Origin of the sequence: Caballeronia arvi (assembly GCF_001544695.2) — a bacterium.
Lineage (GTDB): Bacteria > Pseudomonadota > Gammaproteobacteria > Burkholderiales > Burkholderiaceae > Caballeronia > Caballeronia arvi.
Map to the genome: position 1 here is coordinate 13,789 of NZ_FCOM02000056.1, position 16,569 is coordinate 30,357.

Sequence of the window (16,569 nt, forward strand, 5' to 3'; positions counted from 1 at the left end):
TATGCGAGTCATCGAGCGGATCGTCGACTACGCCGAAATCGATTCATCGATCTCAATCAGCTAACCTAACCTGCCGGAAAGAAACGCGAATGAGCAACACTGCACCAGATGATCAGGAAGCTCGACATCGGGCCGTTCTGAAGGTGCTTAGCGGCATCGTCATTTGCATCTTTCTCGCAGCACTCGATCAGACCGTGGTGATACCGGCCATTCCCACGATCGCGTCGAGCCTGAGCGATCACAAGAATTTATCGTGGATTCTCACCGCCTATCTCCTGGCTTCAACCATCGCGGCACCCATCTACGGCCGATTGTCTGACCACTATGGCCGACGCAAGCTTTTGGAGATCTCGCTGGCAGTCTTCATCGTCGCTTCCATCGTCTGCGGTTGTGCCGGCAGCATCACTCAGCTGGTTGTGTTCCGTGCCCTGCAGGGTCTCGGTGGCGGAGGCCTGATGTCTCTCGCGCAAGCCGCGATTGCGGACGCCGTGTCTCCGCGGGAGCGAGGCCGGTATCAAGGGTATCTGGCCGGCGTGTGGGCAATAGCGTCGATCGCCGGTCCGCTGGTCGGTGGTTATCTCGCGGACCATGCCTCATGGCGATGGCTCTTCTGGATTAACCTTCCGATTGGCGCGGGAGCGCTGTATCTTTGCCGCCGGGGTCTGCCTGCGAAAACAGACGATCGCGCCGCCAAACTGCAGTTCGATGCCTACGGCAGCGCGTTCATGACCGTGACCGTCAGTTCACTTCTTCTGTTGCTGACGTTGGGTGGCAATAGCTTCCCGTGGATATCTTCGCAGACAGGCGTTCTGGCGGCCTGTGTCGTCATCTTCGGCGGCCTGCTCAAGCACCAGCAGGTGCGTTATGCGAACGGCCTGTTTCCTCCGAGACTTTTCGCCGATCGCGCACTGGTCGTTGCAAATGTCGGCGGCATGCTTACGGCCGCCGGCATGTTCGCTTCGCTCTTCGTCATGCCGATTTTCTATCAGAGTGTCTTTCGTGCCGACGCCACGTCATCGGGTTTCCTGATGGTCCCGTTTCTGATGGCGAACGTACTCGGCAACTACATAACCGGGCACATGGCGAGATCCTACGGAAAGATGAAGCCTGTCTTGCTGGGCGGAGCAGCAATCGCAGCATGCAGCTTCTTCTTGCTTGCATGCTTCGTCGGACATATTTCGTTCTCGACAAGCATCGTCTTTACCGTGTGCGCTGGCGCCGGTCTGGGATGCGCAAATGTGAGCACTTTGATGATCGTGCAGAACTCGGCGCAACAGCGCGACATCGGAGCGGCCACGGGGATGTACCTTCTCCTCAGGTCGATTGGCAGCATGCTTGGCGGTGCAATCGTCGGGGCTTTCCTCGAGTTCCAGATGCGCAACGGTGCGCCTCTGCCCAGCGCACGAGCCGGTCTCGAAGCGCACGGCACATTTGCGATAAGCGGGTTGCCAGCGGGAACGTTCAACGCGACCTTCGCTGGAATTACTGTGTTGATGCTCCTGGCATTGGTCACGTGCGCTCGAGCGCCCGACACGACTCTTCGCTCGGGCCGCCATTAGGGCAACGCTGAACAAGCCCTTGTATTTATCAATTTGGGCGCGAACACAGTTGGGTTTATCGTGAGTGAAGCTTTGCGGCTGCATTTCTTCCCCACCTGGGCGTTGCACACCGGCCTGCTGCCCGCTTTTCGCTCATTACGGGCGTACCTGTGCCATCAATCGCCGGCGCGAGAGATAGACGTTGGTCAACGCCAGCGCGACGAAGGCGCGATTGGCGTTCTTCGCGAGACCGCGATAGCGTACCTTCGTAAAGCCCCACAGGCGCTTGACGACAGCAAACACGTGCTCGACCCGAGCCCTGATCTTCGACTTGTTGCGATTCTTGCCGCGCGCCACCTCGTCAACTTTGCCCGCGCGGCGCGTACGCTGATTGGTGAAGTCGCGTGCCTTGGGGGCCTTGTCTCGGATCAGCGCTTTCTGGCTCGCATAGGCGCTATCTCCATAGACGCGTTGCTCTTGCCCATGCAGCAATTTCGGCAGCGGATGTTTACCGTTGCGAGACATTGCCCCGTCACGTCCATTGTTGTGGAGATGCCACGACAGAGTTATGTCAACACTCGACCACCCTACCCCGACCGATCGTTGTCGTGCTTACACCTTTCGAACGGTACTTCAAGTCTTCCAGACACTCACGATCTTTCGTTTTCAACAGCGAGGACGGGCCGCGGTCCACGAACGGCTCTCCCCGACCCATCTGAGCCGTTCAACCGGGTTCTACTGAAATGTCTCTTCCGTTGCGAACTTCAGCCATTCGCCAACGCGCGACGACCTTCAGCCACTCATTGGAAGGACGTTGCTCCTCGACCGCTTACGAACGAACTGCTCGAGCTGCGCCACGAGTTCCAGCAATGGGATGCCAGATGAGGAACATGTGCAATGTGGCAGCGCGTTGCTGCAACACGTCATGTCCGGCCCGGCGCGGATCATCCATAATGTTTCGATCTTGCTTCGGTCATATGTTCCATTTCGCACCGAACGCTTCGGACCAAAGCACTAGTCTCGGATCTTGGTGCGCAGAGCGGTTGAGGGAACGGCCGATTTCGGCCGGTGGTATTACAAGAATTTACAGACCAGCGGACCCACCGCGATGAAAACCTTTGATCTGATCAAAAGCGATCTCTATCGCTATACGGGCGAGTACAGCGTCATGCTCCTTCTCGAGCAATTAATGCTGAACGAAGGGTTCAACTACATGTTCTGGCTGCGGCTCGCGAGCGCCGCGTCGTCGCGGCCGGTGCAACTCGTGCTCAATAACATCGTGCGCCTCAAGCAGCGCCGCTTCGGATTCGTCATCAGTCCGCGCACGCGCATCGGGCCGGGATTCTATATCAGTCATATCGGCACGATCGTGGTCAATCCGACGGCGGTCATCGGCGCGAACTGCAACATATCGCAGGGCGTGACCATCGGATCGAATCACGGCAAGGCGGCGACGATCGGCGACAACGTGTATATCGGGCCGAACGTCTGCATCATCGAAGACGTGACCATCGGCGACAACGTGACGATCGGCGCGGGCAGCGTCGTAACGAAGGATATTCCGCCGAACGTCACCGTGGCCGGCTGCCCGGCGCGCATCCTGACCGACGACGCCACGCCGGAGCGGGCGGCGCGCTACATCATGCGTCGGTGGCAGACAGGCGCGGCATGACGGACCGGCCTCCGCATTGGCGGGTGCTTAGCGAACAGTCACGCGGACGTCGCGCGCAACGAGCGCGAGGCATCCTTTGCGTCGGGACCGATCAGCGTGCCGTAATTTTGCCAGCAGCGATGTCCTTCGCAAGTTCGTCGGCAAACCCCGCCTGACGCATGCTTTTCTCGCAACGCCTGCGGGACCTGCAGCGGCTAACTCCGCGAGGTTCTCGCGCCGCAACGCGTGTTCGAGATTCCGCGTCAATGCCGCAATGCTTGCTGATGGCGTCGCAAGCATGTACGAGCGCGAACGACACTTGTTTTTCCTCGTCCCAGTCTTTGCTCTTAGCGCAGAAATAGCCGGCGCACAACACGTCGCCGATTATCTCCATTGCCACTCACCCGTCGGACCTGACCATCCATCAAGACTGGGAACTGGTCTGGCGCAGCGACAGATGCTCCTCCGTGCTCCAACGCTTTATTGATGTCGTGTCGTCTGCTCGGGCTGGCTCAGGGCACCCCTTGCAGGGATTTCGACGTGGCGCGGAGTCTTTTAGCGTAGGGCGGCACGCCACCTTTAAGGCCTTGCCAATTTTTCTGGACAAGCGGCGCAACCTTTGTTGTCGTTCAGGCTGCGATGTGCGTGATTTCGGCAACGCCTCTGTCGCGGTTCGGCCACGCCCTTGCGTCCCCTCCCCGGCAAGTAGCTACTTGCCGACATTCGCTAACTGAGCAGAGGTCCTTCCCTGTCCGTGGTCGGCGTCCAAAAGGGTGGCGCGCTATCACGAGCCGCTTAGTGGGTTGCGGCCTATAGAGGCAGGTACGGCAGCTGCCCGATAAAACGCTGGCGCTACTTCGTCCGGATCGTTCGGACGATGAACGCAATCAGCAAGGAGCGAATCCGCTGAACAGAACGACAGATACATTGTAAGCGAGTGATAGTCTGGCGGTCCGTAGCCGCACCCGAAGCAGTTCCTACAGCAAGCCTGAAGCCGCCCAAATAATCGGTCAGCAACACGTCCAGCAGCGCTTGATCCATCAAGATCGTCAGGAAAAGAAGGCGGACGGGGCCAGCAGAGCGGAGATCGGCAGCCGGCCCGACCGACCAGTAGTCCGCAGGCGGATGGAGACCGCACTGAATGGTGCGCTTCAGCATTGCACGCGATGGCATGAGCGACGCGAGCTTTTTCAGTGGCTCGTCGACTTTTTGTCTTCATGTCGAGGGTTTTCTGAGTGTCCTTCCGCACAATCTCGGGCACCGGTGTCTGCGAAAGTGATAGACAGTCCTATTTGCTGGGCTTCGCTTGGCCAAGTAGCGGAGGCGAGCACCTCGTTGACCTGGCAGTGTCGGAGCACGATGGGAGGCGGCTATGAATCCGTATCACCTGCGCGGCCGCAGTGACGTTTTGAGGCGACGTGCATCGGCCGAACGCGAGTTCTTGTGGCGCCGTTTGGAAGCAGACATCGGCCGACTTGCTGACATCACGGAATATGAGCTCGGATTCGGCATGATGTTGCACAGCACTCTTTCTATCGCTCGCTATCGGGCCAGGCAGCAACAACCTCTCGCCGCACTGAACTGTCTCGATGCCGCCATCCGAGAATTTGTTTCGCACCCGAAATGGAATTGCCCGGGAGTCGTGCTCGAAGAGTCGTCGGCAAGGGGACCAGCGTGAAGCACGCCAATGCAGGATGACCGACGCCATCGAGAGACCGATGAAAAGCATCGGATAGACTGGTAACCCTCACAAATGCCTCATTGACTTCATGGATGCTTCGCCGCCCATCCAAACGTCCGAGCGTCGTCCGCATTCGGCGCGAGCCAAAAGTACGGTTCAAGGGCTGCGCGGGAGGCAGCGCAGGTCACAGGTTGCGGCCGACTTCGCTAAAGGCTGATTGCATTTTGCCCCGCGTCCTTCCGCTTTGGTAGCGGGTTGTTGGCGGAGATTGGGAATGGGATGCAAAGCGAAGACGATTAGTTGCATTGCGTCGAAAAAGGGATCGCTGCTTCAGGCCGGCTTTGACATGCGCGCTTTGACACCCCCACCGCGACTGCACAACATGACGGCGCCGATCGACATTCGCTCTTCACGCGCACAATGAAGCGACAGCCTCTCCGACCGGGATCACTTTTCACTTGCGCAAGCACGCGCTCGACCTCTGCTTTCTGCTCATCGAGCAACGGCGATGTGAAGCGAGAGCATGGGGCACAGAGCCGATGCAGATCGTCGGCGTCCTGCTGCAGGTGTCGAGCCGGCATTCAGAGGCAGCGCGGCACGCCTGAGTACGTTTCCGTTAGAGTGGCGGCACGGCCCGCTTCCCGTGAAATCACATCATGACGAGCTACTTTCATTACGACCTGCATTCGCTGCGCCTTTTCATCGTCGTCGCGGAAACCGGCAGTCTGACGCGCGCCGCCGATCGCACCAGCCTGACGCTGTCGGCGGTGAGCAAGCGCATCGCCGATCTCGAACGCAGCACCGGTTGCACGCTGCTGCTGCGTCAGCCGCGCGGCGTCGAACTGACCGCGGCCGGCAAAGGGCTGCTCGCGCACGCGCGCCAGGTCGTCGAGCGCGTGAACCGCATGGCCAACGAGATGAGCGACTACGCCGTCGGCGTGCGCGGCCATGTCCGCATGTGGGCGAACACATCGGCGATCGTGCAATTTCTTCCGCGCGATGTGCGTGTCTTTCTCGCCGATAACCCGAGCGTCAAGATATCACTCGAAGAGCGCCTGAGCGGCGATATCGTCGCGGCCGTCACGAACGGCGATGCGGATATCGGAATCTTCGCGGACAACGTGCCCGCGCCGAACATCGACCGGGCGGTGTATCGGCAGGACAGACTCGTGCTGTTGGTGCCGAACGATCATCCGCTGGCGTCGCACGAAGAAGTCGCCTTCGTCGACACGCTCGATCACGAATATGTTGGTCTCAATGAAGGAAGCTCGCTGCTCGCGCGCCTGCTCGATGCGGCGTTCAGCGCCGAACGCACACTCAAGGTTCGCATTCAGGTCAGCAGTTTCGACGGCATCTGCAGAATGATCGAGCAAGGGCTCGGCATCGGCGTGTTGCCGGAAGCGGCGGTGCGCACCGAGATTCTTGCGGCGGGCCTTCGTCCCGTTCGCCTCGTCGACGACTGGGCGGACCGTACGCTCTGGATCGGCACCCGCTCGCGCGATGCGCTCTCGCCCGAAGCCACCCGTCTGTTCGACTTCATGTCGGCACAAACGCAAGCCTGATCAGGTTTTCGGCACCTTTCCAAAACGGAAAGGGTCATTGAAAATTCATCGATTTTCAGCGCGCCTGGTTTGTTTCACAGTGAAGCATCGACACAACGACGCTTCACAGGAGACAACCGTGACGAAGCCGCTCGCAGGCATACGCGTGCTCGAAATGGGACAGCTGATCGCCGGTCCCTTCGCTGGAAAGATGCTCGCCGAATTCGGCGCGCAGGTCATCAAGATCGAACCGCCGGGCGCGGGCGATCCGCTGCGCAAATGGCGGCTGCTGCACGAAGGCACGTCGGTGTGGTGGGCGGCGCAGTCGCGCAACAAGGAATCGCTGACGCTCGATCTGCGCTCGCCCGAAGGACAGGACGTCGCCCGAAAGCTCATCGCACAGAGCGATGTGCTCATCGAAAACTTCCGCCCCGGCACGCTCGAAGCGTGGGGCCTCGGCTGGGACGAAGTGCACACGCTCAATCCCGGTCTCGTGATGTTGCGCGTCTCGGGCTATGGGCAGACGGGACCGTATCGCGACCGGCCCGGCTTCGGTGTCGTCGCCGAAGCAATGGGCGGCTTGCGGCATTTGAGCGGCGAACCCGGCCGCACGCCGGTGCGCGTGGGCGTGTCCATCGGCGATTCGCTTTCGGCGCTGCATGGCGTGATCGGCATTCTGCTCGCACTGCGTCATCGCGATCAGCACGGCGGCGCAGGACAGATGATCGATGTCGCGCTGTACGAGTCCGTCTTCAACATGATGGAAAGCCTGTTGCCCGAGTTCTCCGCATTCGGCGCGGTGCGTCAGCCTGCGGGCAGCAGCCTGCCGGGCATCGCGCCATCGAACGCGTATCGCTGCGCGGACGGCAGATACGCGCTGATCGCGGGCAACGGCGACAGCATCTTCCGCCGCCTGATGGATCTGATCGGCCGTGGCGATCTCGCAGACGATCCCGCCCTCGCACAGAACGACGGCCGCGTGAAACAGGTCGGGGGTATCGATGCAGCCATCGCCGAGTGGGCGAATTGCCATCCGCTCGACGACGTACTCGCCGCGCTCAACGAAGCGCGCATTCCCGCCGGCAAGATCTACGACGTCGCCGATATCGCGAGCGACCCGCACTATCGCGCGCGCGACATGATCCTCGATGCGCATCTGCACGACGGCACGCCCGTGCAAGTGCCCGGCATCGTTCCGAAGCTGAGCGCGACGCCCGGCACCATCGACACACCCGCGCCGACGCTCGGCCAGCACACGGATGCGGTGCTCGAACGCATCGGCATCGATTCCGAGACCCGCGACGCATGGCGTGCGCGCGGCATCATCTGAGAGGAACGCGCCATGACTGGCAAACGTGTTCATATCCAGGAGGTCGCGACCCGCGACGGCTTCCAGAACGAAGCGCAATTCGTCGAGACCGACGCGAAGATCGCGCTCATCGACGACCTGAGCGCGTGCGGCTACGCGAAGATCGAAGTGACCTCGTTCACATCGCCGAAAGCGATTCCCGCCCTGCGCGATGCGGAGGCGGTGATGCACGGCATCGCGCGGCGCAAAGGCATCGTCTATACCGTGCTGGTGCCGAATATTCGCGGCGCGGAACGCGCGCTGTCGTGCGGCGTCGATGAAGTCAATCTGGTGATGTCAGTGAGCGAAAGCCACAACCGCACGAATCTGCGCATGAGCCGCGAGCAGTCATTCGCGCAATTGCGCGATGTCATCGGCGTCGTAAAGCAGACGAGCGTCGCCATCAACGTGTCGCTGTCCACCGCGATGGGCTGCCCGATGGAAGGCGACATCGCGCAGGAGGCCGTGCTCGGCTGGATGCAGCGGTTCGCCGATCTCGGCGTACACGGCGTCACGCTCTGCGATACGACCGGCATGGCGTTTCCGTCGCAGGTCGGCGCGTTGTGCGCGGCGGCACGCAAGCGCTTTCCCGCGCTCGAATTGACACTGCACTTCCACAACACGCGCGGCATGGCTCTCGCGAACACGCTGGCCGCGCTCGATGCGGGCATCGACCGTTTCGATGCATCGCTCGGCGGGCTCGGCGGCTGTCCGTATGCGCCGGGCGCGACCGGCAACGTGTGCACGGAAGAGCTCGTTCACATGCTCGAACTCGACGGCTACGACACGGGCGTCGATCTTTCCGCGTTGTTGTCGGCGTCGGCGCTGCTGCCGGGCCTGATCGGACACGATGTGCCGAGTCAGTTGCTCAAGGCGGGCCGTCGTCTCGATCTGCACGCGATGCCGGGCGCCGCCAGCGAAGGTCGGCCGGAACAACGTGCTTTCGACATTAACTGACGTGGTGAACGGCATATAAGCCGACCCCAAATCCGAACATTGCAGGAGACAAGCCATGAGCATCGCAACAGAAGCGTCCCTCGAGACGCAAGCCATCCCGCGCCCGCGCAAGCGATGGTTTCACCATCTGTACCTCCAGGTCCTGATCGCGGTGATCCTTGGCATCCTGCTGGGGCACTTCTATCCCGCCGTCGGCGAGGCGATGAAGCCGCTGGGAGACAACTTCCTGAAGCTCATCAAGCTGATGATCGCGCCGCTGATCTTCTGCACGGTGGTACATGGCATCGCCAGCATGAACGACATCAAGTCGGTGGGACGCGTCGGCATGAAATCGCTGATCTACTTCGAGGCGATGACGACGCTGGCGCTCGCCATCGGCCTGATCGCGGTGAACATCATGAAGCCGGGCGGCGGGATGCACATCGACCCGCGCACGCTCGACGTGTCGTCGATCGCTGCCTACACCAAGGCCGCACACGATCAGAGCGTTGTCGGCTTCCTGTCGCACATCATTCCGACGACGGTCTTCGGCGCATTCGCGGAAGGCGACATCCTGCAGGTGCTGTTCATCTCGATCATCTTCGCGTTCGCGCTGCAGATGCTCGGCGAACGCGGCAAGCCCTTGCTTTCCGTGATCGATGCCGGCGCGAACACCTTCTTCAACATGGTCCGCATCGTGATGTATGTATCGCCGATCGGTGCGTTCGGCGCGATTGCCTTCACGATCGGCAAGTACGGCGTGGTCTCGCTGAGTTCGTACGGGCAGCTTCTCCTGACCTACTACCTGACCGGGCTCGTCTTCGTGTTCGTCATATTCGGCGCAGTATGCAGGCTCGCGGGTTTCAGTCTGATCGCCTTTCTGCGCTATATCCGCGAAGAGTTGCTTCTCGTGCTCGGCACTTCTTCGTCGGAGTCTGCACTGCCTCGTCTCATGGCGAAGCTCGAGAAGCTCGGCTGCGAGAAGTCCGTCGTCGGTCTGGTCGTGCCCGCCGGATATTCGTTCAACCTCGACGGCAGTTGCATCAACATGACCGTGCTGGCTATCTTCATCGCACAGGCGACGGACAGTACGCTCAGTATCGGCCATCAACTCACGCTGCTTCTCGTCCTGCTGCTCACGTCCAAGGGCGCGGCGAGCGTCAGCGGCGGCGCCTTCATCGTTCTGGCTGCGACGCTCAGTTCCGTGCCCTCAGGCCGCGTACAACTTGACCCGCATGCGAACTCTTGCTGCTCAGGCAGCTTGAAAGAGTAAGCGAGAAGGAAAACGGCATCGTCAGCATCCGAATCACGGAAAGTAGGCGTCAATTCATTCGGAACACTGCATCGCGTTAGCTCTTCCGAATAAGCGAGCGCGCGTTCGCAAAGGGATATTTCAACAGCCTGCTAGACCAGGGGCCTGCCAATTCATGTCATTGATTGCCATTTCGTCCCTGCATGGAATGTGTCCGATAGCCATAGGACGATGAACGGCGGGCCGCTGGAACAAACGTTCAACGACGTCTCGACGGACCTTCCCGCAGGCGCGTAACGGTTGAGTCGGAGCGAACGCCTCTTTATTCGCATTCGATGCCGAATCGGGTTGATCCACGCCGATAAGCAAACCCGCCTGACCGTGAACATTCCCGACTATGTCAAAGGCATCTTCGCGACATCCCTTTCAATGGCAGTGATCCCGGAGCGGACGGCATCAGACGCGCTTTGAAAAAGCGCGCCTTCTGGCCGCGGACAATATCGCTAACTTGAATGATTGCACCGCAAGGGAGAGGGTCCGAGAAATCAGATCGATGTGGCCGAGCCACGTCGAACGGACCCGTGACCGCATTTTATTTCGCAGACCCAATTTACTTTCTGGATCATAGCTATCGGCTAGCCGAACTTTAAGCTATCTAACCTTAGCGCAAGCTTAAGAAGACGAATAGCTTTAGACGCCCATCGGGTCAGGCCTCGGTGTTTCTACCAAGGCTGCCTTTGGCGGACGCCGGATAGCGACTTCCGGTCGAGGAAATTGACTTTCGAATCTCCAACCATTGATTTACAACGCAATGCGCGCGCTCCTCCCTGCAAATGGAATGAAGACTCAGGCCCCTCGCGATTTCGCATCACGCGGGCTCGCGACATGAAGCCTTCGAGGGGCTCCCAAGATTACTGAAACAGGACCGCGCCAGCGACGCGCATCTTTCAGTCTTCGTACGTTCATCAACGGTTCCATATGGCAACCATCAATTTATTTGTTGTGCATTGTGAAAGATGCTTGCGCATGCTTACGCCGTGAGGTTTGGTCCACCAAAGGGGAGTCGCTTCATGAAAATGCCTGTGCTCGCGTTACTGCTTACTGCCACTGTCGTCGTCTCCGGATGCGGCGGTAATGACGATTCGGGTCCTGCTTCATCGAGTCCGAATCTGATTACCAATATCGCCGTTCCCAATGCATCGAGCCCTCCGTTCAGTTTCGATATCGGCTATACGGAAGCGGGCCGTTACTATCTTGCCGATCGCAACAACAAGGCTATCGATGTCGTCGATACCAAATCGAACGCGCTGATCGCTCAGATCTCCGGCCCGTTCGCCGGCGTCGGCGCGACGACAGACGCTTCCGGTCCCGATGGCATCGTGGGCATCACCGGCACAAATACGATTTACGTGGGCGATGTCGACTCGGTCAAGGTCGTCGATACCAATGCGCTTAAGACGATCAAGACGATCGCAATCAGCAATTCGGGCTCACGCGTCGATGAAGGCTGCTACGACCCGGACGATCATCTCGTGATGTTCGCAAGCCCCGGTGAGACGCCGCCCTACGTCACGATCCTCTCGACCACGACGCAAGCTGTCGTGTCGAAGCTCGTCTTCAACGGATCCTCGGGGCTCGAAGCATGCACCTATGATTCGACCACGAAGAACTTCTATATCAATAACGACGGCACCACCGCGAACCCGGACGGCGAACTCGACGTCATCGCGGCGAGTTCGGTGAGCACCGGCACGCTCAAGATCAGCAAGGCGTTCCCGCTTGGCAAGTGCTCGCCTTCCGGCCTCGCGCTCGGGCCGAACAGCGACATTCTCGTGGGATGCGATCCTTCGGCCGGCAATCCGCTCATCACGCTGATTCTCGATCGCAACACCGGCGCACAACTGGCGTCGGTGCCTTTCGGCGGCGTCGATCAGGTGACTTACGATTCCGCCTCGAACCGATACTTCTTGCCCGCGCGGCACTATGTATCGAGCGGCACCGCGGCGGCGTCGGGATTCACCCCGCAAATGGGCGTGATCGACGGCACGACGCGGCAGTTGCTCTACAAGGTCTCGATCGGAGCGGGGGCGCACTCCGTCGCCGTGGACGGCACGCTCGGCCAGGTTTACGTGCCCTTCCAGCCCGGCTCTTCGACCCAGTTTGCGAACGGCGGCATCTCGGTCTTTACGACGAAGTAAGCGACTCGAAGAAAAACAGGTGGAGATGAATGCGCCGGAGAGCGATCGAACTCCGGCGCATCGTGCGATCTGCGTAGTCTGGCCAGCAAATCGTCGCGCGCGGCGCGACGGTCCGCGAAACCGTGCATTTCAAGTTGCAGTCCTTAGGTATCACGCCTTGTGGTCGCGAAGGAATCTGAAGAACTCCACGCCCTCTTGCAGACGCCGTTTCATCATCTCCCAACTGACCAGCATCTCTCGGACGATTTCCCAGATTTTCGTCGGTCTGAAATAAAAGCGCTTGTAGAACTCCTCAACGCCAAGAAAAATCTCTTCGCGAGACAGATGCGGATAACCGATGGTTGACAGCTGGGTGCCGGCGGAATTGACGAGCGTGATGACCTTGCTTTCCTGGAGCCATCCATTCTCCACGGCTTGCTTATGCAGGACTGTCCCCGGATAGGGCGCGGCGAGCGATACCTGGATCGTGTGGGGATTAATCTCTTGTGCATATTGGATCGTTTTCTGTATTGTTTCGTGCGTTTCGCCGGGAAGCCCAAGAATGAATGTGCCGTGGATCTTGATACCGAGCTTGCGGCAATCGTCACTGAAGCGGCGCGCCATATCGGTTCGCAGCCCCTTTTTGACATTCACAAGAATCTGGTCGTCGCCGGATTCGTAGCCGACGAGCAGGAGCCGCAATCCGTTTTCCTTCATCACTTTGAGGGTTGAATACGGCACGTTCGCTTTCGCGTTGCACGACCACGTCACCCCTAGCTTGCCAAGGCCGCGTGCGATTTCCTCGGCCCTCGGCCTCAGATCGGTGAAGGTATCGTCGTCGAACATGATCTCCTTGACCTCGGGCATGTTGTCCCTGATCCATTTCACTTCTTCGAGGACGTTCTCGACCGAACGGGTGCGATAGCGATGACCGCCGACCGTGTGGGGCCAGAGGCAAAAGGTGCATCGCGATTTGCAGCCTCGGCCTGTGTAGAGAGAAACGTACGGATGCTTGAGGTAGCCGCTGAAGTAATTCTCACTCGTAAGGTCGCGTTTGTAGACGGGCGCAACGAACGGCAACTGGTCCATGTCTTCCAGGATCGGCCTGGCTTCGTTGTGCATAATTCCGCCATCGGGCAAACGATAGCTGAGACCGAGAATCGATTCGAATGAAAGTCCCTGCGCGATGTCGCGACAAGTGAAATCGAATTCTTCACGACACACGAAGTCGATCGCATCGCTCGCGGCAAGCGAGCCGTGAGGGTCTACCGCTACCTTTGCGCCGACCATTCCGATCAGGATGCTGGACTTGCGTCCTTTTAAATGCTCCGCGAATCGCGCGTCGCTCGGGAACGATGGCGAGCTCGTATGAATGATGACCAGGTCATATTCCTGAGCTATGTCGAGCGTCGCATCCAGAGACAGGCCATCTGCGGGAGCGTCCACGACACGGCTGCCATCGACCAGCGCCGCGGGCTGCGCGAGCCACGTCGGATACCAGAATGATCGAATCTCGCGCCTCGTCTGGAATCGTGAGCCCGCTCCACCATCGAAGCCGTCGAACGAAGGTGCTTGTAGAAACAGCGTTTTCATAGATGCCCTCAAAGATAACCACCTGTTCGCGAGAACAGTCGTCTGCAGGACTCGCCAGACATCGCCGATGTCCGCGAATTGAATAAGGCTTTCAGAAGCCGTACTGGTCACGGGATAACCGTACGGACGTCACCCTGGCCTGCGTGAAAGTACGCATTGAAGGTGAGTTGCCCAACAATACTACGGCTCCCGACTGTTGAAATGCAAACCTTTGGTCTCTTCGCCCCTCCTGATATTGACATCGAGATTACAGGGGCCGCTCGTCGTATGGGTCCGTCTCGCGGAGGCCTTAAAGGCCGTTTTTGCCGTCGCAGCACAGGTGGATGGAAGCCGTGAATCAGCCGTTCGACGGCGAATTCGTCCTTATTCCGGAGGCACCCGGTTAAATGCGACACAGCGGATTTTGGCACCATACGAATCGCTTGCTGATCGCGCCTCCGTTCACTTTTGGCTCACTTCCTTTCCTGCTGTCTGTTATCACGTCGCTCACTTTCCATTCGCGCTGCCCGGCTTCACAGCCGTTGAGCGCCGTGGACCAAACGAGCGTTCGGCCACGTGCCAGAAAATGAGTCCCGGTGCAAAGAACAGTAAGTCTCGCACTCTCCGTGCGCCTGCCAGCGCAAGGCAGGTGGAGGCATCGATGCCCAGCATGCCACCGATCAGAACGAAGCCGCCTTCTTGCACGCCGATGTTGCCCGGCACGACGAAGGCCACACTGCTCACGAGCTGAATCAGCGCCTCAAGCACGAACGCGGTCACGAAGCTTGCGTCCGATCCCAGCACGCGCAACGCAACCCAGATCTCAAGCGCCAAACCCAGGCACTGCAGCGTTTGCCAGATGAACAGGTAGCGAACCACTACGCCGGTCTGCCGCCAGATCAGCTTGATGGACTGATCGATGCGCGCCGACTTGCCAACGAGGGCGTACACCTTTCCGCTCGTGACCCGGTTGAGCGTTCGCGCGGCACGTTCGAAGGGCCGGGCATGTTGCACGAGCGCGAACAGCAAGAGCACGGGCAGCAGTCCCGCACAACCCCACGCCAACCTTCCCGCCAGACGCGCGGAATCCGACGAGGTATGCTCAAGCACGTATCCGAGGGCTATCAGTGCGAAGACGACCTGGCTGATCACCGTGAGCTGCATGTCTACGACGAGACTCGCCACGGCTGTCTCCGGGCGCACGCCGACACGTCCGAGCAATCGAAACGAAACGATCTCGCCGCCGATCCGCGCGACGGGCAGCAGTCCGTTGATCGACTCGCGAATCCAGACGAGTTGAAGCATCGTCGCCATGGAGGGGCGCTCCGCATCACGTATCAACATGCGCCAATCCCATGCGTTCGGCACCATCGAAATGATATGCACGAGGGCGGCGAGCACCAGGCCCACGCCGGCGGACTCCAGCAGATGCAGGATCGCTACAGGATCATCGCGCCAGATGAGCCATCCGGCAATCAGCAGTCCAAGCAATGCGGCGACTGAACCGAGATGTTTCATCCGCACATGGCTCGTTCAGGAAGAAGGTTCATCGTCGAGGCGATGGTCATTTCAGGCTTGCGTCATGTTGAACACACGATGACAACAGACCGTCCTCGTCGACATCGAAGCTCTGTCCACGCCATAACACGCGGGACGAGAAAAAGCTCGCGACGTAGATTACGAATTGAAGGACATCCCAGAGCGGCAACCAGGGAAAGCCGCTACAACGCTCACGCGTCGCGCGATCCGTTTGCCAGATCAACATCGCGCGGACAATGAGCGTCAACACGACCAGCCCGCACGCCAGCGGATTGCCCCATGAGAACAGTACGGAGAGCAAGGCAAGCGGAAACGGATGCATCAGGACAGCACCGAGGTGCCCCGTCCGATCTGCAGCGCGGATCGTGCGGCACCACCGCAGCTCGTGTGCTATCAGTTGCAAGAGCCTGGTTTCGACGCAGGCGTGATGCACGATGAACGGCGGAACGACAACCGCCAAGCCGCTGTCGCGCACGGCTTCGCCAATAGCGTAGTCCTCTGCGAGATGATGCGCAAACTGCGCAAGACCGCCTATGCGCAGCAGCGTTGCCCGTGTCATCGCAATCGTCTGGCCGAAGCAGGGTCGGGCGCGGCCGATGGACAGTCCGGTCACTACGCCGGGCAGGAAATGATAGTCGGTCATGGCGGAACTGACCCGAGGCCAGAACCCGGGCGCGCACAATCCGCGATAAGCGCTGGTGACCAACCCGACGCCGGGTTGCTGAAGCGCGCCTACGATATCGCGAAGGAAGCTTGGCCGGACGCGGACGTCGCTGTCGGCGAAGCAAAGCACATCGTGCTCCGCGCGATCGAGTATGTTTGTAAGGTTGGAAATTTTCCGGTTGGGCCCGTTCATCTTGCCGTCCACCACGACGGTTATGTCTTTCTCGGGGTAATGCGCGCGCAGAATGCCGACCGCGCTGAGCGCCGCATCACATTGGTCGCGGACGCCAAAGACATATTGAACCGGTCCCGGATAGTCCTGCTCGACGAAACTCGTCAAGTTCTCCAGTAACTGCCATTCCTCACCGTGCAAGGGCTTGGCGATGGTGACTGCGGGGAAGCAAACAGGCGCGATGATCGGGCGAGAAAAGAACCGGCGCATTAGGAAACCGGCCGTAACGGTGTACACAATCCCCAGCCCTGCGCACAGCGCAGATAACGCGGCAGCGAGGGCGAAGAACAAGTGGACAACATGCGGTTGAGCCATATGCCTCCGGACGATAGCGTGCGTGGGACATGGAAGCCTGCGTCACCGATGCTTAAGGCAGCCTTAATGACCTCGCCCTTTGTGGCCCTCTTCCGGCGGTCGGGGGTTCTTGCAAGCCGGACAA

At 59.7% G+C, this 16,569-nt stretch carries 11 protein-coding genes and 1 pseudogene; 8 read left to right on the forward strand and 4 right to left on the reverse strand.

The features are described from left to right. Positions 1–89: 89 nt before the first annotated feature. Positions 90–1,559, forward strand: coding sequence for an MDR family MFS transporter (locus AWB74_RS35535; protein WP_061151303.1), 1,470 nt, complete (start codon positions 90–92; stop codon positions 1,557–1,559). Positions 1,560–1,694: 135 nt separating this feature from the next. On the opposite strand, the pseudogene AWB74_RS35540 reads toward AWB74_RS35535, so the two are convergent. Beyond that, positions 1,695–2,048: pseudogene (locus AWB74_RS35540) on the reverse strand (transposase); the annotation flags it as partial. Positions 2,049–2,646: 598 nt separating this feature from the next. On the opposite strand from AWB74_RS35540, the gene AWB74_RS35545 reads away from it, so the two are divergent. The 7 genes from AWB74_RS35545 (at position 2,647) to AWB74_RS35580 (ending at position 12,145) form a co-directional block, all read left to right on the forward strand. Further along, positions 2,647–3,210: a serine O-acetyltransferase gene (locus tag AWB74_RS35545; protein WP_061151304.1), complete on the forward strand. Its 564-nt coding sequence runs from the start codon at positions 2,647–2,649 to the stop codon at positions 3,208–3,210. A 1,351-nt stretch (positions 3,211–4,561) separates the two neighbouring features. Further along, a complete protein-coding gene (locus AWB74_RS45890) occupies positions 4,562–4,867 on the forward strand; it encodes a hypothetical protein (RefSeq protein WP_143749376.1) in 306 nt (101 codons plus the stop codon). A 659-nt stretch (positions 4,868–5,526) separates the two neighbouring features. Next, complete coding sequence (locus AWB74_RS35560; protein ID WP_061151307.1) at positions 5,527–6,432, forward strand: LysR family transcriptional regulator; 906 nt, start codon at positions 5,527–5,529, stop codon at positions 6,430–6,432. A gap of 118 nt (positions 6,433–6,550) precedes the next feature. Beyond that, on the forward strand, positions 6,551–7,741 hold the full coding sequence (locus AWB74_RS35565) for a CaiB/BaiF CoA transferase family protein (protein WP_061151308.1): 1,191 nt from the start codon (positions 6,551–6,553) through the stop codon (positions 7,739–7,741). 12 nt (positions 7,742–7,753) lie between these two features. Next, positions 7,754–8,716 (forward strand): hydroxymethylglutaryl-CoA lyase, encoded by a 963-nt coding sequence (locus AWB74_RS35570; protein ID WP_061151309.1) that lies wholly within the window; start codon positions 7,754–7,756, stop codon positions 8,714–8,716. A gap of 55 nt (positions 8,717–8,771) precedes the next feature. Beyond that, a complete protein-coding gene (gene dctA / locus AWB74_RS35575; protein ID WP_327362899.1) occupies positions 8,772–9,968 on the forward strand; it encodes a C4-dicarboxylate transporter DctA in 1,197 nt (398 codons plus the stop codon). 1,049 nt (positions 9,969–11,017) lie between these two features. Further along, the gene (locus AWB74_RS35580; protein WP_061151310.1) at positions 11,018–12,145 is read left to right on the forward strand and encodes a YncE family protein; all 1,128 of its coding nucleotides are present in this window, start codon (positions 11,018–11,020) and stop codon (positions 12,143–12,145) included. Positions 12,146–12,295: 150 nt separating this feature from the next. On the opposite strand, the gene hpnJ is transcribed toward AWB74_RS35580, so the two are convergent. From hpnJ to hpnI, 3 genes are all read right to left on the reverse strand, one after another. Further along, complete coding sequence (hpnJ, locus tag AWB74_RS35585; RefSeq protein ID WP_061151311.1) at positions 12,296–13,717, reverse strand: hopanoid biosynthesis associated radical SAM protein HpnJ; 1,422 nt, start codon at positions 13,715–13,717, stop codon at positions 12,296–12,298. 486 nt (positions 13,718–14,203) lie between these two features. After that, positions 14,204–15,214, reverse strand: a complete 1,011-nt coding sequence (locus AWB74_RS35590; RefSeq protein WP_061151312.1) for a lysylphosphatidylglycerol synthase domain-containing protein — start codon at positions 15,212–15,214, stop codon at positions 14,204–14,206. A gap of 46 nt (positions 15,215–15,260) precedes the next feature. Beyond that, entirely contained in the window at positions 15,261–16,445 is a 1,185-nt protein-coding gene (gene hpnI / locus AWB74_RS35595; RefSeq protein ID WP_061151313.1) for a bacteriohopanetetrol glucosamine biosynthesis glycosyltransferase HpnI, read from the reverse strand. Positions 16,446–16,569: the final 124 nt, after the last annotated feature.